Raw genomic sequence first — 16197 nt, forward strand, 5'->3', positions numbered from 1 at the left:
CGGTCATAAAGCCGGTCCGCCATCGCCTTGCGGCGGGCAAGCGATGCGGGACGGACGATCAACGCGATGTACTTGCGCCCCGCAGGTTGCGGGGCGCGTCAAAAAGGCAGGTTCAGTTCAAGGCTTCGTCGAGCAGCGCCTTCAGCTGGGCGAGATGCTTCGACATCAGGCCCGTCGCGGTCGCTGCAGAGGCGGCACGGCCGGCATAGCGCGGACGCTTGCTCTTGCCGCCGGTCTGGTTCATCACCCATTCCAGATAGGGCTCGATGAAGTGCCAGGCGCCCATGTTGCGCGGCTCTTCCTGGCACCACACCACTTCGGCGTTCTTGAAGCGGCCGAGCTCGGCGACCAGCGCCTTGAGCGGCACCGGATAGAGCTGCTCGACGCGCATCAGGTAGACGTCGTTCAGCCCGCGCTTCTCGCGCTCGTCATAGAGGTCGTAATAGACCTTGCCCGAGCACAGCACGATGCGGCGGATCTGCTCGTCCGGCACCAGCCTGGTCTTGTCGTCCACCTGCATCTGCGCGTCATCGTACAGGATGCGGTGGAACGTCGTGCCCTTGGCGAGCTCCTCGAGCCGCGACACCGCGCGCTTGTGGCGCAGCAGCGATTTCGGCGTCATTACGATCAGCGGCTTGCGGATCTCGCGATGCAACTGTCGCCGCAGCACGTGGAAGTAGTTCGCCGGCGTAGTCGGATAGACCACCTGCATGTTGTCCTCGGCGCACATCTGCAGATAGCGCTCGAGGCGTGCCGACGAATGCTCGGGGCCCTGGCCCTCGTAGCCGTGCGGCAGCAGGCAGACCAAGCCGGACATGCGCAACCATTTACGCTCACCCGACGAGATGAACTGGTCGAACAACACCTGGGCGCCGTTGGCGAAGTCGCCGAACTGTGCCTCCCAGAGGGTCAGCGCGGTCGGCTCTGCGAGCGAGTAGCCGTATTCGAAGCCGAGCACGGCTTCTTCCGAGAGCAGCGAGTTGATGACCTCGAAGTGGCCCTGCTCCGGCGCCAGATGGTTGAACGGCGTGTAGCGGCTCTCGTCCTCCTGGTCGATCAGCACCGAATGGCGCTGCGAGAAGGTGCCGCGCTCGCTATCCTGACCGGAGAGACGAACCTTGTGGCCTTCGAGCAGCAGCGAGCAGTACGCCAGCGCTTCGCCGGTCGCCCAGTCGAGCCCGATGCCGCTGTCGATCGCCTTGGCGCGGTTCTCGAGGAAGCGCTGGATCGTCCGGTGCACGCGGAAGCCGTCCGGCACCTTGGTGATCTTGCGGCCGATCTCCTTGAGGCGGTCGATCTCGACGCCGGTAACGCCGCGGCGCGCCTCCTCCTCCTGGTCGGCGGATTTGAAGCCTGCCCACTTGCCGTCGAGCCAGTCGGCCTTGTTCGGACGATAGGACGTACCGGCCTCGAACTCGGCGTCGAGACGGGCGCGCCAGTCGGCCTTGGCCTTCTCGACCTCGCCCTCGGTCATCACGCCTTCGGCGACCAGGCGCTTGGAGTAGATCTCCAGGGTCGACGCATGGGCGCCGATCTTCTTGTACATCACCGGCTGGGTGAAGGCCGGCTCGTCGCCTTCGTTGTGGCCATGCCTGCGGTAGCAGAACATGTCGATCACGACCGGCTTGTGGAATTTCTGCCGGAACTCGATCGCGACCTTGGCTGCGAACACCACGGCTTCCGGATCGTCGCCGTTCACGTGGAAGATCGGCGCGTCGATCATCTTGGCAACGTCGGACGGATACGGCGACGACCGCGAATAGCGCGGATAGGTCGTGAAGCCGATCTGGTTGTTGACGATGAAATGAATCGAGCCACCCGTCCGGTAGCCCTTCAGGTCTGATAGCGCGAAGCACTCCGCCACGACGCCCTGGCCGGCGAACGCCGCGTCGCCATGCATCAAGAGCGGCAGCACCGAGATGCGCATGTCCGGCGGATCGCCGTGCTGGTCCTGCTTGGCGCGGACCTTGCCGAGCACCACGGGATCGACGATCTCCAGATGCGACGGATTGGCAGTCAGCGACAGATGGATGCGGTTGCCGTCGAACTCGCGGTCCGAGGAGGCGCCGAGGTGGTACTTGACGTCGCCGGAGCCTTCGACCGCGTCGGGATTGGCCGAGCCGCCCTTGAACTCGTGAAATAGCGCGCGGTGCGGCTTGCCCATCACCTGGGTCAGCACGTTGAGGCGGCCGCGATGCGGCATGCCCAGCACGATCTCCTTCACGCCGAGATTGCCGCCGCGCTTGATGATCTGCTCCAGCGCCGGAATCAGCGACTCGCCGCCGTCGAGGCCGAAGCGCTTGGTACCGGTGAACTTGACGTCGCAGAACTTCTCGAAGCCCTCGGCCTCGATCAGCTTGGTCAGGATGGCGCGGCGGCCCTCGCGGGTGAACGAGATTTCCTTGTCCGGTCCCTCGATGCGCTCCTGGATCCAGGCCTTCTGCGCGGCGTTCGTGATGTGCATGAACTCGACGCCGAGCGTCTGGCAGTAGGTGCGCTCGCAGATCGCGACGATCTCACGCAGGCTGCCGTATTCGAGGCCGAGCACGTGATCGAGGAAGATCTTGCGGTCGTAGTCGGCCTCGGTGAAGCCGTAGGAGCGCGGATCGAGTTCCTCACGGTTGCGCGGCGCCTCGATGCCGAGGGGATCGAGCTTGGCGTGGAAGTGGCCGCGCATGCGGTAGGCGCGGATCAGCATCAACGCGCGGACAGAGTCGCGGGTGGCCTGATTGACGTCGGCCACCGACAGTTCGACGCCCTTCGTCTGGGCCTTGGCGGCGAGCTTCTCGCCGACCTTCTTTTCGACGACGGCCCAGTTGCCGTCCAGCGCCGAGGTCAAGTCGTCGCGGGGGGAGACCGGCCAGTTGCTGCGCGCCCAGGAGGGGCCCGACGCATTCTTCTGCACGTCGGCCGGCGCGTCCTTCAGGCTCTTGAAGAACTCCTGCCACTCCGGGTCGACCGAAGCGGGGTCCTTCTCGTAGCGGGCGTAGATCTCATCGATGTAGGTGGCATTGGTGCCCTGCAGAAAAGACGACAGGGCGAAGGCGGCGTTCGCATCTTGGCGAGACATGGTGGCGTCCTGGTAATTTCGATGCGCCCAATCAAAACGGCGCAATGCCTGACCCGCGGGGGACGCGGATCAGGCTCGGGTTAGGACCGTTTACCTTATTTATTGTAAATATTCGCGCCGAAAAGCACTAAGTCCTGAATCAGGATTTCAACTTTTCGACAAGCGTCTTGCCAAGCCGCGCCGGAGACGGAGAGACTGTAATACCAGCAGCTTCCATCGCAGCGGTCTTCGAGCCGGCATCGCCCTTGCCGCCCGAGATGATCGCGCCGGCATGGCCCATACGGCGGCCGGGAGGGGCGGTGACGCCGGCGATGAATCCGACCATCGGTTTCTTGCGGCCGCGCTTCGCCTCGTCCTTGATGAACTGTGCCGCGTCCTCCTCGGCCGAGCCGCCGATCTCACCGATCATGATGATCGAGGTCGTCTTGGGGTCGGCCAGGAACATCTCGAGCATGTCGATGAACTCGGTGCCCTTGACCGGGTCGCCGCCGATGCCGACCGCCGTGGTCTGGCCCAGGCCCTCGGACGTCGTCTGGAACACCGCTTCATAGGTCAGCGTGCCCGAGCGCGACACGATGCCGACCGAGCCGGGCTTGAAGATGTTGGCCGGCATGATGCCGATCTTGCACTCGCCGGCGGTCATGACGCCCGGGCAGTTCGGCCCGATCAGGCGCGACTTGGATCCCACAAGCGAGCGTTTCACCCGGACCATGTCGAGCACCGGGATGCCCTCGGTGATGCAGACGATCAGCGGGACCTCGGCGTCGATCGCCTCGCAGATCGCGTCGGCCGCGCCCGGCGGCGGCACGTAGATCACGGATGCGTCGGCGCCGGTGGCCTCGCGGGCCTCCTTGACGGTGTCGAAGACCGGCAGGCCGAGATGGGTCGAGCCGCCTTTGCCCGGCGAGGTGCCGCCGACCATCTTGGTGCCATAGGCGATCGCCGCCTCGGAGTGAAAGGTGCCGTTCTTGCCGGTGAAGCCCTGGCAGATGACCTTGGTGTTCTTGTCGATGAGGATGGACATCGTGCTTTCTCTAAAAGCGTTGCGGTGAGGAATGAGCGAGCGCCTGAAACGGCGCTCAGCCTCCCTTGACGGCCTTGACGATCTTCTGCGCGGCGTCGTCGAGATTGTCGGCGGGCAGCACGTTCAGACCGGACTCGCTGATGATCTTCTTGCCGAGATCGACATTGGTGCCCTCGAGGCGCACCACCAGCGGCACCTTCAGGCCCACTTCCTTGACCGCGGCCACGACGCCCTCGGCGATGACATCGCACTTCATGATGCCGCCGAAGATGTTGACCAGGATGCCCTTCACGTTCGGGTCGGCGGTGATGATCTTGAACGCCGCCGCGACCTTCTCCTTGCTGGCGCCGCCGCCGACGTCGAGGAAGTTGGCGGGCTCCATGCCGTACAGCTTGATGATGTCCATCGTCGCCATGGCGAGGCCGGCGCCGTTGACCATGCAGCCGATGGTGCCGTCGAGCGCGACGTAGTTGAGGTCGTACTTCGATGCCTCGATCTCCTTGGCGTCCTCCTCGGTCTCGTCGCGCAGCGCGACGACTTCCGGGTGCTTGAACAGCGCGTTGGAGTCGAACGAGACCTTGGCGTCGAGCACGCGCAGCTGGCCCTGCTTGGTGACGACCAGCGGGTTGATCTCGAGCATCGCCATGTCCTTGGCGACGAAGGCGTTGTAGAGCTGGGTGGTCAGCTTCTCGGCCTGCTTGGCGAGGTCGCCGGAGAGCTTCAGCGCCTTGGCGACGGCGCGGCCGTGATGGCCCATGACGCCGGTGGCCGGATCGACCGAGAAGGTGATGATCTTCTCAGGCGTGCTGTGGGCGACGTCCTCGATGTTGACGCCACCTTCGGTCGACACCACGAAGGCGACCTTCGAGGTCTCGCGGTCGACCAGCAGCGACAGATAGAATTCCTTGTCGATGTCCGAGCCGTCCTCGATGTAGAGGCGGTTGACCTGCTTGCCGTCCGGACCGGTCTGCACGGTCACCAGCGTGGCGCCCAGCATCTGCTTGGCGAACTCGTTGACCTCCTGGATCGACTTGGCGAGGCGGACGCCGCCCTTGTCGCCGGCCGAGGCCTCCTTGAACTTGCCCTTGCCGCGGCCACCGGCGTGGATCTGGCTCTTCACGACCCAGACCGGGCCACCGAGCGTCTTCGCCGCCGCATCCGCGTCCTCCGGACGGAGAACCGGCACGCCCTTGGAAATCGGCACGCCGAACTCGTGCAGCAGTGCCTTGGCCTGATATTCGTGAATGTTCATAAGCGCTTGCTCCCCGAACCCGCGATGGGGTGACGACCAGAATTGTTGTTAGGATGTCTGGTATACCATATACCAAACATCCTGCAACTCGATGTGGGCGAGACTACGCCCCGTGAATGACCCCTGATCAGCGGCCGAGCAGGTCGGGCGCGATCTTCTTGCAGGCGTCGACCAGGCCCTGGACGGCGGCGACCGACTTGTCGAACGCCTCGCGGTCCTTCCCGGCCAGCTCGATCTCGACGATGCGCTCGACACCCTTGGAGCCGATCACGACGGGCACGCCGACATACATGTCCTTGACGCCGAACTCGCCGTTGAGATGCGCCGCGCAGGGCAGCACGCGCTTCTTGTCGCGCAGATAGCTCTCGGCCATCGCGATCGCCGACGCCGCCGGGGCGTAGTAGGCGGAGCCCGTCTTGAGCAGGTTGACGATCTCGGCGCCGCCATTGCGGGTGCGGTCGACGATCTCGTCGATGCGCGCCTGCGAGGTCCAGCCCATCTTGACGAGATCCGGCAGCGGAATGCCGGCGACGGTCGAGTACTTGGTCAGCGGCACCATGGTGTCGCCATGGCCGCCGAGCACGAAGGCAGTGACGTCCTCGACCGAGACGTTGAACTCATCAGCCAGGAAGTAGCGGAAGCGCGCGGAGTCGAGCACGCCGGCCATGCCGACGACCTTCTTCGCCGGAAGGTTCGAGGCCTTCTGCAGCGCCCAGACCATCGCGTCGAGCGGGTTGGTGATGCAGATGACGAACGCATCGGGGGCGTACTTCTTGATGCCGGCGCCGACCTGCTCCATCACCTTCAGGTTGATCGACAGCAGATCATCGCGGCTCATGCCCGGCTTGCGCGGCACGCCGGCGGTGACGATGCACACCTTGGCGTTGTCGAGCGCCTCGTAGGAGTTGGCGCCGGTGAAGTGCGCATCGAAGCCGTCGACCGGCGAGGACTGCGCGATGTCGAGCGCCTTGCCCTGCGGAACACCTTCGGCAATGTCGAACATCACGACGTCGCCGAGCTCCTTGAGGCCGACGAGGTGAGCCAGCGTTCCGCCGATCTGACCGGAGCCAATCAAAGCAATCTTGTCGCGCGCCATGGCAAATTTTCCTTTGAACCCGAAGGGGTGAGGGAGGTTGAAAAGTCGAGTGGGTGGTTATCCCTTTCGCCCGGGCCGTTCAAGTCACGCTATGGCCAATTGGCGGGCGTGCCTTGATTTCGATCAGGACCGGGCGACGGCTGCTGATGATCCTTTCAGCATGATTGGCGTGGCCTTTTCGCGGCTGTGTGCCCGGCGGCAGGCGCTCGCCAAAACTCCGGTATTTGTCAGGTTTCGACCAACCCCGTGGACGTCCCGGATGCCGCCGAGTCCTTCCGCCCGTGCGGCAGGGCCAGGTAGGAGTCCGAGCCCATCTCGATCAGGCGCGAGGTGGTCCGCTTGAACTCCATGGCCTCGATGCCCTCGGTCGCGACGTAGAGCGAAATCGGGTCGGCTTCGGCGGACGCGATCAGCTTCACGGCGTTGTCGTAGAGCGTATCGATCAGGGTGATGAACCGCTTGGCGGCATTGCGCTCGGCCAGATCCATGACCGGAACGTGATCGATCAGGATCGTATGATAGTCGTGCGCGAGCCGCAGATAGTCCGAGGCTGCCAGCGGCTTCTCGCAGAGATCGGTAAAACCGAAGCGGGCGACGCCGTTGGCGGAGCACGGGACATGCAGGATACGCCCCTTGATCGTCATGTCGCGCGGCTTGCACTTGGCATGCCCCGTGAGCCGCGCCCAGGCCTTGTCGAGCGCCGCTCGCGCGTCGACATCGGCCGGCACCAGCCACATCTTCACGCCGGCCAGCTTCTCCAGCCGGAAATCGGTGCGCGCATCCAGCCGCATCACGTCCATATGGTCGGCGATCTGCTTGATGAAGGGCAGGAACAGCGCGCGGTTGAGGCCGCCTTTGTACAGGTCTTCGGGCGCGACGTTCGAGGTCGCCACCACCACGGTGCCGAGCTCGAACAGCCTGGCGAACAGACGCCCGAGGATCATCGCGTCGGCGATGTCTGTGACATGGAATTCGTCGAAGCAGAGCAGCCAGGCCTGATCGAAGATCGCCTGTGCCGTGAGCCCGATCACGTCGGCATCGGCGAGCTCGCCGCGCGCGATGTTCTGGCGGTAGCCGTAGATGCGCTCGTGCACCTCGGCCATGAATTCGTGAAAATGCGCGCGGCGCTTGTGCTCGACGGGACAGTTCTGGAAGAACAGGTCCATCAGCATGGTCTTGCCGCGCCCGACCTCGCCGTGGACATAGAGGCCGTTCGGCGGCTCGCTCTTGTCGGCAAAAAGGCGGCCGAACAAGCCTTGCTTGCGCGTCGGCTTGTAGGTCGAGAGGCGGCGCTCCAGCGCCGCCAGGGCGTCGGCGACCTCGGCCTGGGCGAGGTCGGCCTCGATCGCACCGGTATCGACCAAAGACTGATATTGCGCGCGGAACGCGTCTGACGGAGTGGACAGCATGAGCCCACTCTAGGTCACGAGACTTACGGAAAATGCAATCCGCAAATGGTGGAAGCCGCCATGCGTCGGAGCCGTGAGGTCGTGGTATATGGCACGCAAACGCCGCCGTGACCGTTAGTCCGGGGCTAACGACGTTGGTCTTCGCTCCGGGCCTCAGCGAGCAGCTGGCTTGAACGACCGCGCTCCAGACCTCACCCCGGGGAAAGGTCGTAGGCGTCCTCGACCACGTAGGGGCCACCGCCGGTCGAGGCGCGCGACGAGAACAGCACGAAGCGCTCGGCCGTGAACACGCGGCTCGGGAAATAGCCGCGGACGGAGAGATAGTCGGCGACGTCCTGGCTCGACGCATCGTGCAGCCGCGCCAGCGTGACGTGGGGCACGAATTTACGACCTTCCGGATCGAGCCCGATCCGCTGCATGAGCCGCTCGAGCTCGGCCTGCAGCTCGATCAGGGGGCGGCTCGGCGCGACGTTGGCAACGACGGCGCGCGGCTTGCGGCCGCCGAAGCTGGAGAGACCCTGCACCGTCACTTCGAACGGCTTGCGGTTCACCCGCCACAGCATCGAGGCGATCTCGTTGGCGGAGGTGCCGTCGATGTCACCGATGAAGCGCAACGTCACATGGTAATTTTCTGGATCGATCCAGCGGGCGCCGGGGAGGCCACCCCGCAAACCGGAAAGCGTGTGGCCAACCTCGGCCGGGATTTCCAGTCCAGTAAACAGACGCGGCATCGTTTCAGGACTCCCGATGCTGGAGGCTGATCTCGAAAATTGACGAGATCATGCCTTCGAGAAATGATCGACGACGAATCGCCAATGCATCATTCCTACCGAACTTATATGACTCCGCGACGGAAGGCGGGTTAACGCCGGTAAAAGCTGCGGAAAACCCGGCCCTTAAGGTTATCGCAAATGATCGACGCGGCGCTTCGTTCCGTCATTGCCCACGAAGTGGACGCAGGAATGCTTCCGCCGTAGGCAACATCCGGGACACGATGATGTCGACGCCGGCTGCGGTGGGGTGGATGCCGTCGGCCTGGTTCAGCTTGGGGTCGGCGGCGACACCGTCGAGAAAGAACGGATACAGCGGGACGCCGAATTCCTTGGCCAGATCGGGATAGATCGCGTTGAATTTCGCGGCATAGTCGCTGCCGTAGTTCGGCGGCGCCAGCATGCCGCACAGCATGACGGCGATGCCTCGCGCCTTCAGCCGGGTCACGATCTCGGTCAAGGCCTTGCGCGTCACCGCGGGATCGATGCCGCGCAGCGCATCGTTGGCGCCGAGCTCGACGATGACGGCCTCGGTCCCGTCAGGCACCGACCAGTCGAGCCGATCGCGGCCGCCGGACGAAGTATCCCCGGATACGCCGGCATTGGTGAGGTCGATCGGCAGGCCCTGGGCCTGCAACGCCTTCTGCAGCTTGGCTGGAAACGCATCCGAGGCGGACAGGCCAAGACCCGCGCTCAAGGAATCGCCGAGCACGACCAGCTTGATCGGCTTGACGTCGTCAGCGCCCGCAAACGCGGGCCCGACTGTCATCAAGGCGAGCATCAACACGAGTATGTGCACGAAGATATGTCCGCGCCTCTCGACCCGGCTTGCGGAGTTGCCATATGACCGAGCCATGGACAGTCTCATCGAAACCTCGCGTTTGGCCGGCCTTGCGCCGGACACCATTACCATCTCCAACGTCAACCTCTCGCTCGGCACCGGAGCGGCACGTGTTCATATCCTCAAGGACATCAGCCTGCGGGTGGGACAGGGCGAGACGATCGGCCTGATCGGCCCCTCGGGATCGGGGAAGTCCACGCTGCTGATGGTGATGGCGGGGTTGGAACGTCCTGACAGTGGTGAGGTGGTGGTCGGCGGCACCGCTTTCAATGCCCTGGACGAGGACGCCCTGGCCCGGTTCCGGGGTCGCCAGGTCGGCATCGTCTTCCAGTCCTTCCACCTGATCCCGACCATGACCGCGCTGGAGAATGTGGCAGTGCCGCTCGAGCTGGCCGGCCATGCCGGCGCCGCGGAGCGTGCCGCCCGCGAGCTCGAGCAGGTCGGGCTCGGCCACCGTCTGCATCACTATCCGACGCAGCTCTCCGGCGGTGAGCAGCAGCGCGTGGCATTGGCCCGCGCTCTCGCTCCCGACCCCGCAATTCTCGTGGCCGACGAGCCGACCGGCAATCTCGACGAGACCACCGGCCAGCAGATCGTCGACCTGCTGTTCACCAAGCATGCCGAGCGCGGCATGACGCTGGTGCTGGTGACCCATGACAGCGGCCTCGCGCATCGGTGCGACCGGGTGGTGCGGCTGCGCTCGGGACGGATCGAAGCCGAGAGCGACGCACACGAGCAAGCCGACGCATGAGCACGGTGTCCGAACCGATCGCGGGCGGCCGCATGGCCGCGTTGCCGGTGCGCTACGCGCTGCGCGAGCTGCGCGGCGGCTTGCGCGGCTTCTACGTCTTCATCGCCTGCATCGCGCTCGGCGTGCTCGCCATCGCCGGTGTCGGCTCGGTGGCGGCCAGCCTCAATGACGGGCTGGTCCGCGAGGGCCGGACCTTGCTCGGCGGCGACGTCGCTTTCTCGCTGTTTCAGCGCGAGGCCAAGCCCGAGGAGATCGCCTTCCTGCGGACGCGCGGCCAGGTCTCGCTGGCGGCAACCTTGCGGGCGATGGTGCGCGCCGGTGACGCCAAGCTGGCCTTGGTCGAGCTCAAGGCGGTCGACGGCACCTATCCGCTGCTGGGCAAGGCCGAGCTGCAGCCCGACCTGCCGCTACCGGACATTCTCGCCGAACGCGACGGCGTGTTCGGCGCGGCGGCCGATCCGGCACTGCTGGCGCGGCTCGACCTCAAGGTCGGCGACACCGTCAGCATCGACACGGTCCGCTTCCAGATCCGCAGCGCGCTCCAGGCCGAGCCGGACAAATTGTCCGGCGGCATCGGCCTTGGGCCGCGCTTCCTGATCAGCGAGGCCGGCTTGCGCGCCACGTCGCTGCTGCAGCCGGGCAGCCTGGTGCGCTGGACCTACCGGGTCCGGCTGCCCGACAATGCCAAGGACGACCACGCCGCAGCGTCCTTCATCGCCGACACCCGCCTGACCTTGCCGTCGGCCGGGTGGGAGATCCGCAGCCGCAGCAATGCCTCGCCGCAGCTCGAGCGGACGATCGGCCGCTTCACCCAGTTCCTCACCCTGGTCGGTCTCGCCGCGCTGCTGGTCGGCGGCGTCGGCGTCGCCAACGCGGTCAAGAGCCATGTCGACCGCCGCACCGAGGTGATCGCGGCGTTCAAGGCCCTCGGCGCCACCAGCCGCGACGTGTTCGGCATCTACCTCGTGCAGGTGATGGTGCTCGCCACGATCGGTTCGATCATCGGCCTCTGCGCCGGCGCGGCCCTGCCCTTCGCCATCGTCGGGCTGTTCGGCAACATCCTGCCGCTGCCCGTGATCCCGGCTATTCATTCCGACGAGCTGGCGCTGTCCTTCGTCTATGGCCTGCTCACCGCACTGGCGTTCGGTCTGTGGCCGCTCGGGCGCGTGCGCGACGTGCCGGTGGCGGCGTTGTTCCGCGAGGCGGTCATCGCCGAATGGCACCGGCCGCGCTGGAGCTATCTGGTGCTGATCGCGGGCACCGTCGCGCTGCTGATCGCGGTCGTGATCGGCTTGTCCTACGACAAGCGCATCGCCGCGGTGTTCGTCGTCGCCGCCGCGCTGGTGTTCGTGCTGTTGCGCGGCATTGCCGCCGCGGTGATGGCAATTGCGCGCGCCCTGCCGCGCAGCCGCTTCCCGATGCTGCGGCTGGCGGTCAGCAACATCTACCGCCCGGGCGCGCTGACACCGTCCGTGGTGCTGTCGCTCGGACTGGGTCTCGCGGTGCTGGTCACAATCACCCAGATCGACGGCAATCTGCGGCGCCAATTCCTGGCGCAACTGCCGGAGCAGGCGCCGTCGTTTTTCTTCATCGACGTCCCCTCCGGCGAGGCCGACCGCTTCCGCGGCTTCCTCAAGGACCTCGCCCCTCAATCCGCTGTCGAAGACGTGCCGATGCTGCGCGGGCGCATCGTCTCCGCCCGCGGCGTCCGCGCCGAGGACCTCAAGGCGACGACGGACACCGAATGGGTGCTGCAGAGCGATCGCGGCCTGACCTATACCGCCGAGATTCCCAAGGGCTCGAAGGTGGTCGAGGGCGAGTGGTGGAGCGAGACCTACAGCGGACCGCCGCTGGTCTCGATCGAGAAGCGCATCGCCGACGGCCTCGGCCTCAAGCTCGGTGACGACATCGTCGTCAACGTGCTCGGACGCGATATCACGGCGCGGATCGGCAACATGCGCACCATCGACTGGCAGGGGCTCGGCATCAACTTCGTGCTGGTGTTCTCCCCGAATGCCTTCAAGGGCGCGCCGCACACCCATGTCGCGACCCTGACCGAAGCGCGCTCCGATGCCGCCGAGGATGCCCGTGTCATCCGCAAGGTGGCCGACGCCTTCCCGATGGTGACCAGCGTGCGGGTCCGAGAGGTGATGGAGACCGTGGGCTCGGTGGTCTCCAACCTCGCGCTCGCCATCCGCGGCGCCAGCGCGGTGACCTTGATCTCGGCCATCCTGGTGCTCGGCGGCGCGCTGGCCGCTGGCCACCGCCACCGGGTCTACGACGCGGTCATCCTGAAGACCCTGGGCGCGACGCGGCTGCGGCTGCTCGGCGCCTACGCGCTCGAATATCTGATGATCGGGTTTGCCACCGCCGCGTTCGGCGTCATCGCCGGCTCGGTCTCCGCTTGGCTGATCGTGACCCGGCTGATGACCTTGAGCTTCGCCTGGCAGGCGGGCAGCGCCGCGCTGGTCGTCTTGGCGGCGCTGATCGTGACCGTCGGCCTCGGACTGGCCGGCACCCTGCTCGCGCTGAACCAGAAGCCGGCGACGGTTCTTCGGAATCTCTAGCGGCTTGATCGAGCGCTTGCGCGCTCATGCCGCACGGTTAACGCGATTTATACGGCTGGGACGCGTTCGGAGCGACATTCAGCCGCGCGTGGAAGCTTGCGGCGGATATGCTAGTTTCCCATCTAGGGAATGGGCTCAGAGACCTGCCAAAGATGGCGAATTTGCCGATGACGCAAATTTAATATCGATGGCAGCGGGTATGAGATAGGGTTTTTCGAGAACCGGCTGAAGGTCCTGCCAGGATCGGGCTGCCGGGCAACCAACGGGAATTCGACCATGTCGGACCTCAACCGCAACTATGCTTCACCCTTTGGCCGGGTGGCCGGGCGCGCCGATGCCGCGACCGTCGACGCCGGTCTGCGCGCCTACATGCTGCGCATCTACAATTACATGAGCATCGGCCTGGCCATCACCGGCCTCGCGGCGCTCGGCGTCTACATGGCGTCGGTGACCGGCGATCCGGCGGCCGGCGTGTTCAAGTTCGGCAACGCCTATCTGACGCAGTTCGGCTACGCGATGTTCGTGAGCCCGCTGAAGTGGCTGTTCATCCTGGCCCCTCTGGTCATGGTGTTCGCGATCTCGGCCGGCATCAACCGCCTCGCGCCGTCGACCGCTCAACTCCTGTTCTGGGTGTTTTCGGCCTTGATGGGCATCTCGCTGTCGTCGATCTTTCTGGTGTACACCCACACCTCGATCGTGCGGGTGTTCTTCATCACCGCGGCGACGTTCGGCGCGCTCAGCCTGTACGGCTACACGACCAAGCGTGACATGACGGGCATGGGCTCGTTCCTGTTCATGGGCCTGATCGGCATCGTGCTGGCGAGCCTGGTGAACCTGTTCCTGGCGAGCTCGATGCTGCAGTTCATCGTCTCGGTGATCGGCGTGTTCGTGTTCGCCGGCCTGACCGCCTGGGATACGCAGCGCCTGAAGAACGAGTACATCTACGGCTACGCCTCCGCGGGCGGCGACATCGCCGAGCGCGCAGCGATCACCGGCGCGCTGTCGCTGTACCTGAACTTCATCAACCTGTTCACGCTGCTGCTGCAGCTGCTCGGGCAGCGCGACTGATCCAACCGCTCGAACGAGCGACCTTCGAAGCCCCGGCCTCACCGCCGGGGCTTTTCGTTTGCACAAACCCGATTGCGACCGGCGCAAAGCGGCAGCGACAGCCATGCCGCGAGGCCGGATTGATCGCCGCGTCCGCGTGGGTATGCTTGCACCCCATGTCGAACATTGAAATCCGGCCCACCCAGGAGGCCGACCTCCCCGCCATCACCGCCATCTACGGCCAGGCCGTCCGCGAGGGCACGGCCACCTTCGAGCTCGACCCTCCGGATCTGGCGGAGATGACGCGCCGCTTCCGGGCGCTCCGCGACGGCGGCTTCCCCTATTTCGCCGCCCTGCTGGACGGAGAGGTGGTAGGCTATGCCTATGCCGGGCCCTACCGGCCCCGCCCTGCCTATCGCTTCACGGTGGAGAACTCGGTCTATCTCGCTCCCGCCAGCCAGCGTCGCGGCATCGGGATGCGACTGATGCGGCAGCTGATCGACGCCTGTGAGGAGGGAGGCTTTCGCCAGATGATCGCCGTCATCGGCGACTCCGCCAATGCCGGCTCGGTCGGGCTGCATACCGCCTGCGGCTTCCAGATGATCGGCACCCACCCGAGCGTCGGCCTGAAATTCGGCCGCTGGCTCGATACTGTGATGATGCAGCGCCCGCTCGGGGCCGGGAGCAGCGACGTCCCGGCGTAAAAGCGACGCCGGTCGAAATGTCGTGATCACCCGGCGGGTCGGATCAGACCAGCGCCGGCTTCGGCGCGATCGCCAGCAACACGCGCTCAAGCTCGTGGCCGCGGCGCAGGATCAGCCCGGTGGCCGAGATCACGCTGTACATGCCCTGCTTGCGTGCGAGACGCGGATCCTTCTCGATGCGGTAGATCGGCACCTCGGACGCCCGGCGAAACACGGAGAAGACGGCCCGGTCACGCAGGAAGTCGATCGAATAGTCGCGCCACTCACCGTCGGCGACCATGCGACCGTAGAGGTTCAGGATGCGGTTCAGCTCCAGGCGGTCGAACGTCACCCGGTTCGGCGCTGCGGCCGCACTGCGCGCCGCCGCGCGGTTCTCGCTGGGGTCGGCGTCCTCCGGCGTGAGGTTCATTGGCGTCCTCCTGTCATCTGTGTGACATGATCGCGCCATCCGGCAGAAGCCGCAAGGGGCCGTTTTCGTTGTTGAAGTTCGACCGAGCCTGCAAGGTCATCAGTTCCGCGAACACGCAAGCGTCACGGGATCGTTAGCGGAATCATAATCGCGCCGTCTTTCCGCCCACCGACCGCCCCCGACCTTCGGCATAAGATTCGTGTGCGTTGGCCCGGTCCTTTCGGTTCCGGATTCCTCAGCCCCCAGCCCCCCGGGGTCGTCAGGATCGGGTCTATTCACAAGTAAGGCAAAGGGCCAACGCAAGTTGGTCCTTTTGCTTTTCTGGCGTGAGCTGCCGGAAGATGTCGCGGCGCGCCGTCGCACGGACGTGACGCGCCTCACGCAGGTCAGCGAAAACGAAGATCGGGACGACGGAAGATCAGCGCTCGGGACCACGCGCCGTTGCTGAAGCCCGTCCGCCCAACGGCAACTCGGAAAAGGCGGCGCCGAGCATCGGCCCAGGGCGGTCGCGACTGCCGTCCTGCACATAGACGACGGTGCCATCGACGCCCTCGCGGGCGATCTTCTCCAGCGGCACGCTCCAGCTGACCGGCGACCCGGTCCAGTCACCCAGCTTCTGGAGACCGCGAACGACGTTGTAATAGGTCAGGTCGCGGCCGCTGTTCTCGCCGCGCCCGACCGAGATCGGGACCACCCGCGAGATCGAGCAGACCCAGACCTCGCCGTGCCGGCGCGGCGCATGCTCGCTGGCCGCGGCGACCGAGACGGAGAGCTCCTGGCCGTCAACCGACAGCCTCACCGGCACCGACATCACCGCGCCGCCCTGGACGGTTTCCTCGATCGCGCCTTCGATCGCCTCGCGGTCGCTGCCGATCACATGCACAGAGCCGTTGATCACCGCCTGCGGCGTATAGACCTCGCGGTCCCCGCGCGCACGAGAATAGGCCCGCTGCCGGGCCGTGAAGCGGGAGTCGGCCAGCGTGTCCTTCCAGCCGAGATAGTCCCAGTAGTCGATCGGCAGCGACAACGCGATGACCGAAGGATCTCTGGCGAGCTCGCCGAGGATCTTGTCAGCCGGCGGGCAGGACGAACAGCCTTGAGAGGTGAAGAGTTCGATCACCGCACGGGGATCGGATGCGGCTGGCCGGACGAAAGCGATGACCGCACAGACACTCAGCGCTGCGCGCGACCACCACGACATCTGTCCACTCATCGCCACTGTCCCGTCTGGACCACCGTCCGCTGCGCCCTGCGCAT

Annotated in this window: 13 protein-coding genes; 4 read left to right on the plus strand and 9 right to left on the minus strand. The window is 65.5% G+C overall.

Annotated elements, in window-relative coordinates; all coding sequences use genetic code 11:
* Positions 1-112: 112 nt before the first annotated feature.
* The 7 genes from QX128_RS22120 to QX128_RS22150 all read right to left on the minus strand — a co-directional run bounded on the left by QX128_RS22120 (position 113) and on the right by QX128_RS22150 (position 9420).
* On the minus strand, positions 113-3070 hold the full coding sequence (locus tag QX128_RS22120; protein WP_316238526.1) for a 2-oxoglutarate dehydrogenase E1 component: 2958 nt from the start codon (positions 3068-3070) through the stop codon (positions 113-115).
* 139 nt (positions 3071-3209) lie between these two features.
* Entirely contained in the window at positions 3210-4094 is an 885-nt protein-coding gene (gene sucD / locus QX128_RS22125; protein ID WP_172112915.1) for a succinate--CoA ligase subunit alpha, read from the minus strand.
* Between the two features lie 55 nt (positions 4095-4149).
* Positions 4150-5346 (minus strand): ADP-forming succinate--CoA ligase subunit beta, encoded by a 1197-nt coding sequence (gene sucC / locus QX128_RS22130; RefSeq protein WP_315800702.1) that lies wholly within the window; start codon positions 5344-5346, stop codon positions 4150-4152.
* 127 nt (positions 5347-5473) lie between these two features.
* Positions 5474-6442, minus strand: a complete 969-nt coding sequence (gene mdh, locus QX128_RS22135; protein WP_315800703.1) for a malate dehydrogenase — start codon at positions 6440-6442, stop codon at positions 5474-5476.
* Between the two features lie 227 nt (positions 6443-6669).
* The gene (gene zapE / locus QX128_RS22140; protein WP_316215518.1) at positions 6670-7851 is read right to left on the minus strand and encodes a cell division protein ZapE; all 1182 of its coding nucleotides are present in this window, start codon (positions 7849-7851) and stop codon (positions 6670-6672) included.
* A 191-nt stretch (positions 7852-8042) separates the two neighbouring features.
* Positions 8043-8582, minus strand: a complete 540-nt coding sequence (gene thpR / locus QX128_RS22145; protein WP_316238527.1) for an RNA 2',3'-cyclic phosphodiesterase — start codon at positions 8580-8582, stop codon at positions 8043-8045.
* Between the two features lie 205 nt (positions 8583-8787).
* Positions 8788-9420: an arylesterase gene (locus tag QX128_RS22150; protein ID WP_315800706.1), complete on the minus strand. Its 633-nt coding sequence runs from the start codon at positions 9418-9420 to the stop codon at positions 8788-8790.
* Between the two features lie 55 nt (positions 9421-9475).
* Here QX128_RS22150 and QX128_RS22155 point away from each other — a divergent pair, with 55 nt between their 5' ends.
* The 4 genes from QX128_RS22155 (at position 9476) to QX128_RS22170 (ending at position 14531) form a co-directional block, all read left to right on the plus strand.
* Positions 9476-10213, plus strand: coding sequence for an ABC transporter ATP-binding protein (locus QX128_RS22155; RefSeq protein ID WP_315800707.1), 738 nt, complete (start codon positions 9476-9478; stop codon positions 10211-10213).
* Positions 10210-12780, plus strand: a complete 2571-nt coding sequence (locus tag QX128_RS22160) for an ABC transporter permease (protein WP_316238528.1) — start codon at positions 10210-10212, stop codon at positions 12778-12780. The genes QX128_RS22155 and QX128_RS22160 overlap by 4 nt, the downstream gene beginning before the upstream one ends.
* 276 nt (positions 12781-13056) lie before the next feature.
* Positions 13057-13848, plus strand: a complete 792-nt coding sequence (locus tag QX128_RS22165) for a Bax inhibitor-1/YccA family protein (protein ID WP_315800709.1) — start codon at positions 13057-13059, stop codon at positions 13846-13848.
* Between the two features lie 155 nt (positions 13849-14003).
* Positions 14004-14531 (plus strand): GNAT family N-acetyltransferase, encoded by a 528-nt coding sequence (locus QX128_RS22170; protein WP_315800710.1) that lies wholly within the window; start codon positions 14004-14006, stop codon positions 14529-14531.
* 43 nt (positions 14532-14574) lie between these two features.
* Here QX128_RS22170 and QX128_RS22175 read toward each other — a convergent pair whose 3' ends face one another.
* Positions 14575-14940 carry a DUF2794 domain-containing protein gene (locus QX128_RS22175; protein WP_315800711.1) on the minus strand — a complete coding sequence of 122 codons (366 nt, stop codon included), beginning with the start codon at positions 14938-14940 and terminating at the stop codon, positions 14575-14577.
* Positions 14941-15358: 418 nt separating this feature from the next.
* Entirely contained in the window at positions 15359-16141 is a 783-nt protein-coding gene (locus tag QX128_RS22180; RefSeq protein WP_315800925.1) for a DUF1223 domain-containing protein, read from the minus strand.
* Positions 16142-16197 lie beyond the last annotated feature (56 nt).

This window comes from Bradyrhizobium sp. SZCCHNR1015, assembly GCF_032489875.1.
Taxonomy (GTDB): domain Bacteria; phylum Pseudomonadota; class Alphaproteobacteria; order Rhizobiales; family Xanthobacteraceae; genus Bradyrhizobium.

Excerpts from the sequence above, each read along its gene's own strand:
- QX128_RS22170 (WP_315800710.1), top strand. The coding sequence starts at position 14,004 with ATGTCGAACATTGAAATCCGGCCCACCCAGGAGGCCGACCTCCCCGCC.
- QX128_RS22165 (WP_315800709.1), top strand. The coding sequence starts at position 13,057 with ATGTCGGACCTCAACCGCAACTATGCTTCACCCTTTGGCCGGGTGGCC.
- QX128_RS22175 (WP_315800711.1), bottom strand. The coding sequence starts at position 14,940 with ATGAACCTCACGCCGGAGGACGCCGACCCCAGCGAGAACCGCGCGGCG.
- QX128_RS22155 (WP_315800707.1), top strand. The coding sequence starts at position 9,476 with ATGGACAGTCTCATCGAAACCTCGCGTTTGGCCGGCCTTGCGCCGGAC.
- QX128_RS22180 (WP_315800925.1), bottom strand. The coding sequence starts at position 16,141 with ATGTCGTGGTGGTCGCGCGCAGCGCTGAGTGTCTGTGCGGTCATCGCT.
- QX128_RS22120 (WP_316238526.1), bottom strand. The coding sequence starts at position 3,070 with ATGTCTCGCCAAGATGCGAACGCCGCCTTCGCCCTGTCGTCTTTTCTG.
- zapE (WP_316215518.1), bottom strand. The coding sequence starts at position 7,851 with ATGCTGTCCACTCCGTCAGACGCGTTCCGCGCGCAATATCAGTCTTTG.
- thpR (WP_316238527.1), bottom strand. The coding sequence starts at position 8,582 with ATGCCGCGTCTGTTTACTGGACTGGAAATCCCGGCCGAGGTTGGCCAC.
- QX128_RS22160 (WP_316238528.1), top strand. The coding sequence starts at position 10,210 with ATGAGCACGGTGTCCGAACCGATCGCGGGCGGCCGCATGGCCGCGTTG.
- sucD (WP_172112915.1), bottom strand. The coding sequence starts at position 4,094 with ATGTCCATCCTCATCGACAAGAACACCAAGGTCATCTGCCAGGGCTTC.
- mdh (WP_315800703.1), bottom strand. The coding sequence starts at position 6,442 with ATGGCGCGCGACAAGATTGCTTTGATTGGCTCCGGTCAGATCGGCGGA.
- sucC (WP_315800702.1), bottom strand. The coding sequence starts at position 5,346 with ATGAACATTCACGAATATCAGGCCAAGGCACTGCTGCACGAGTTCGGC.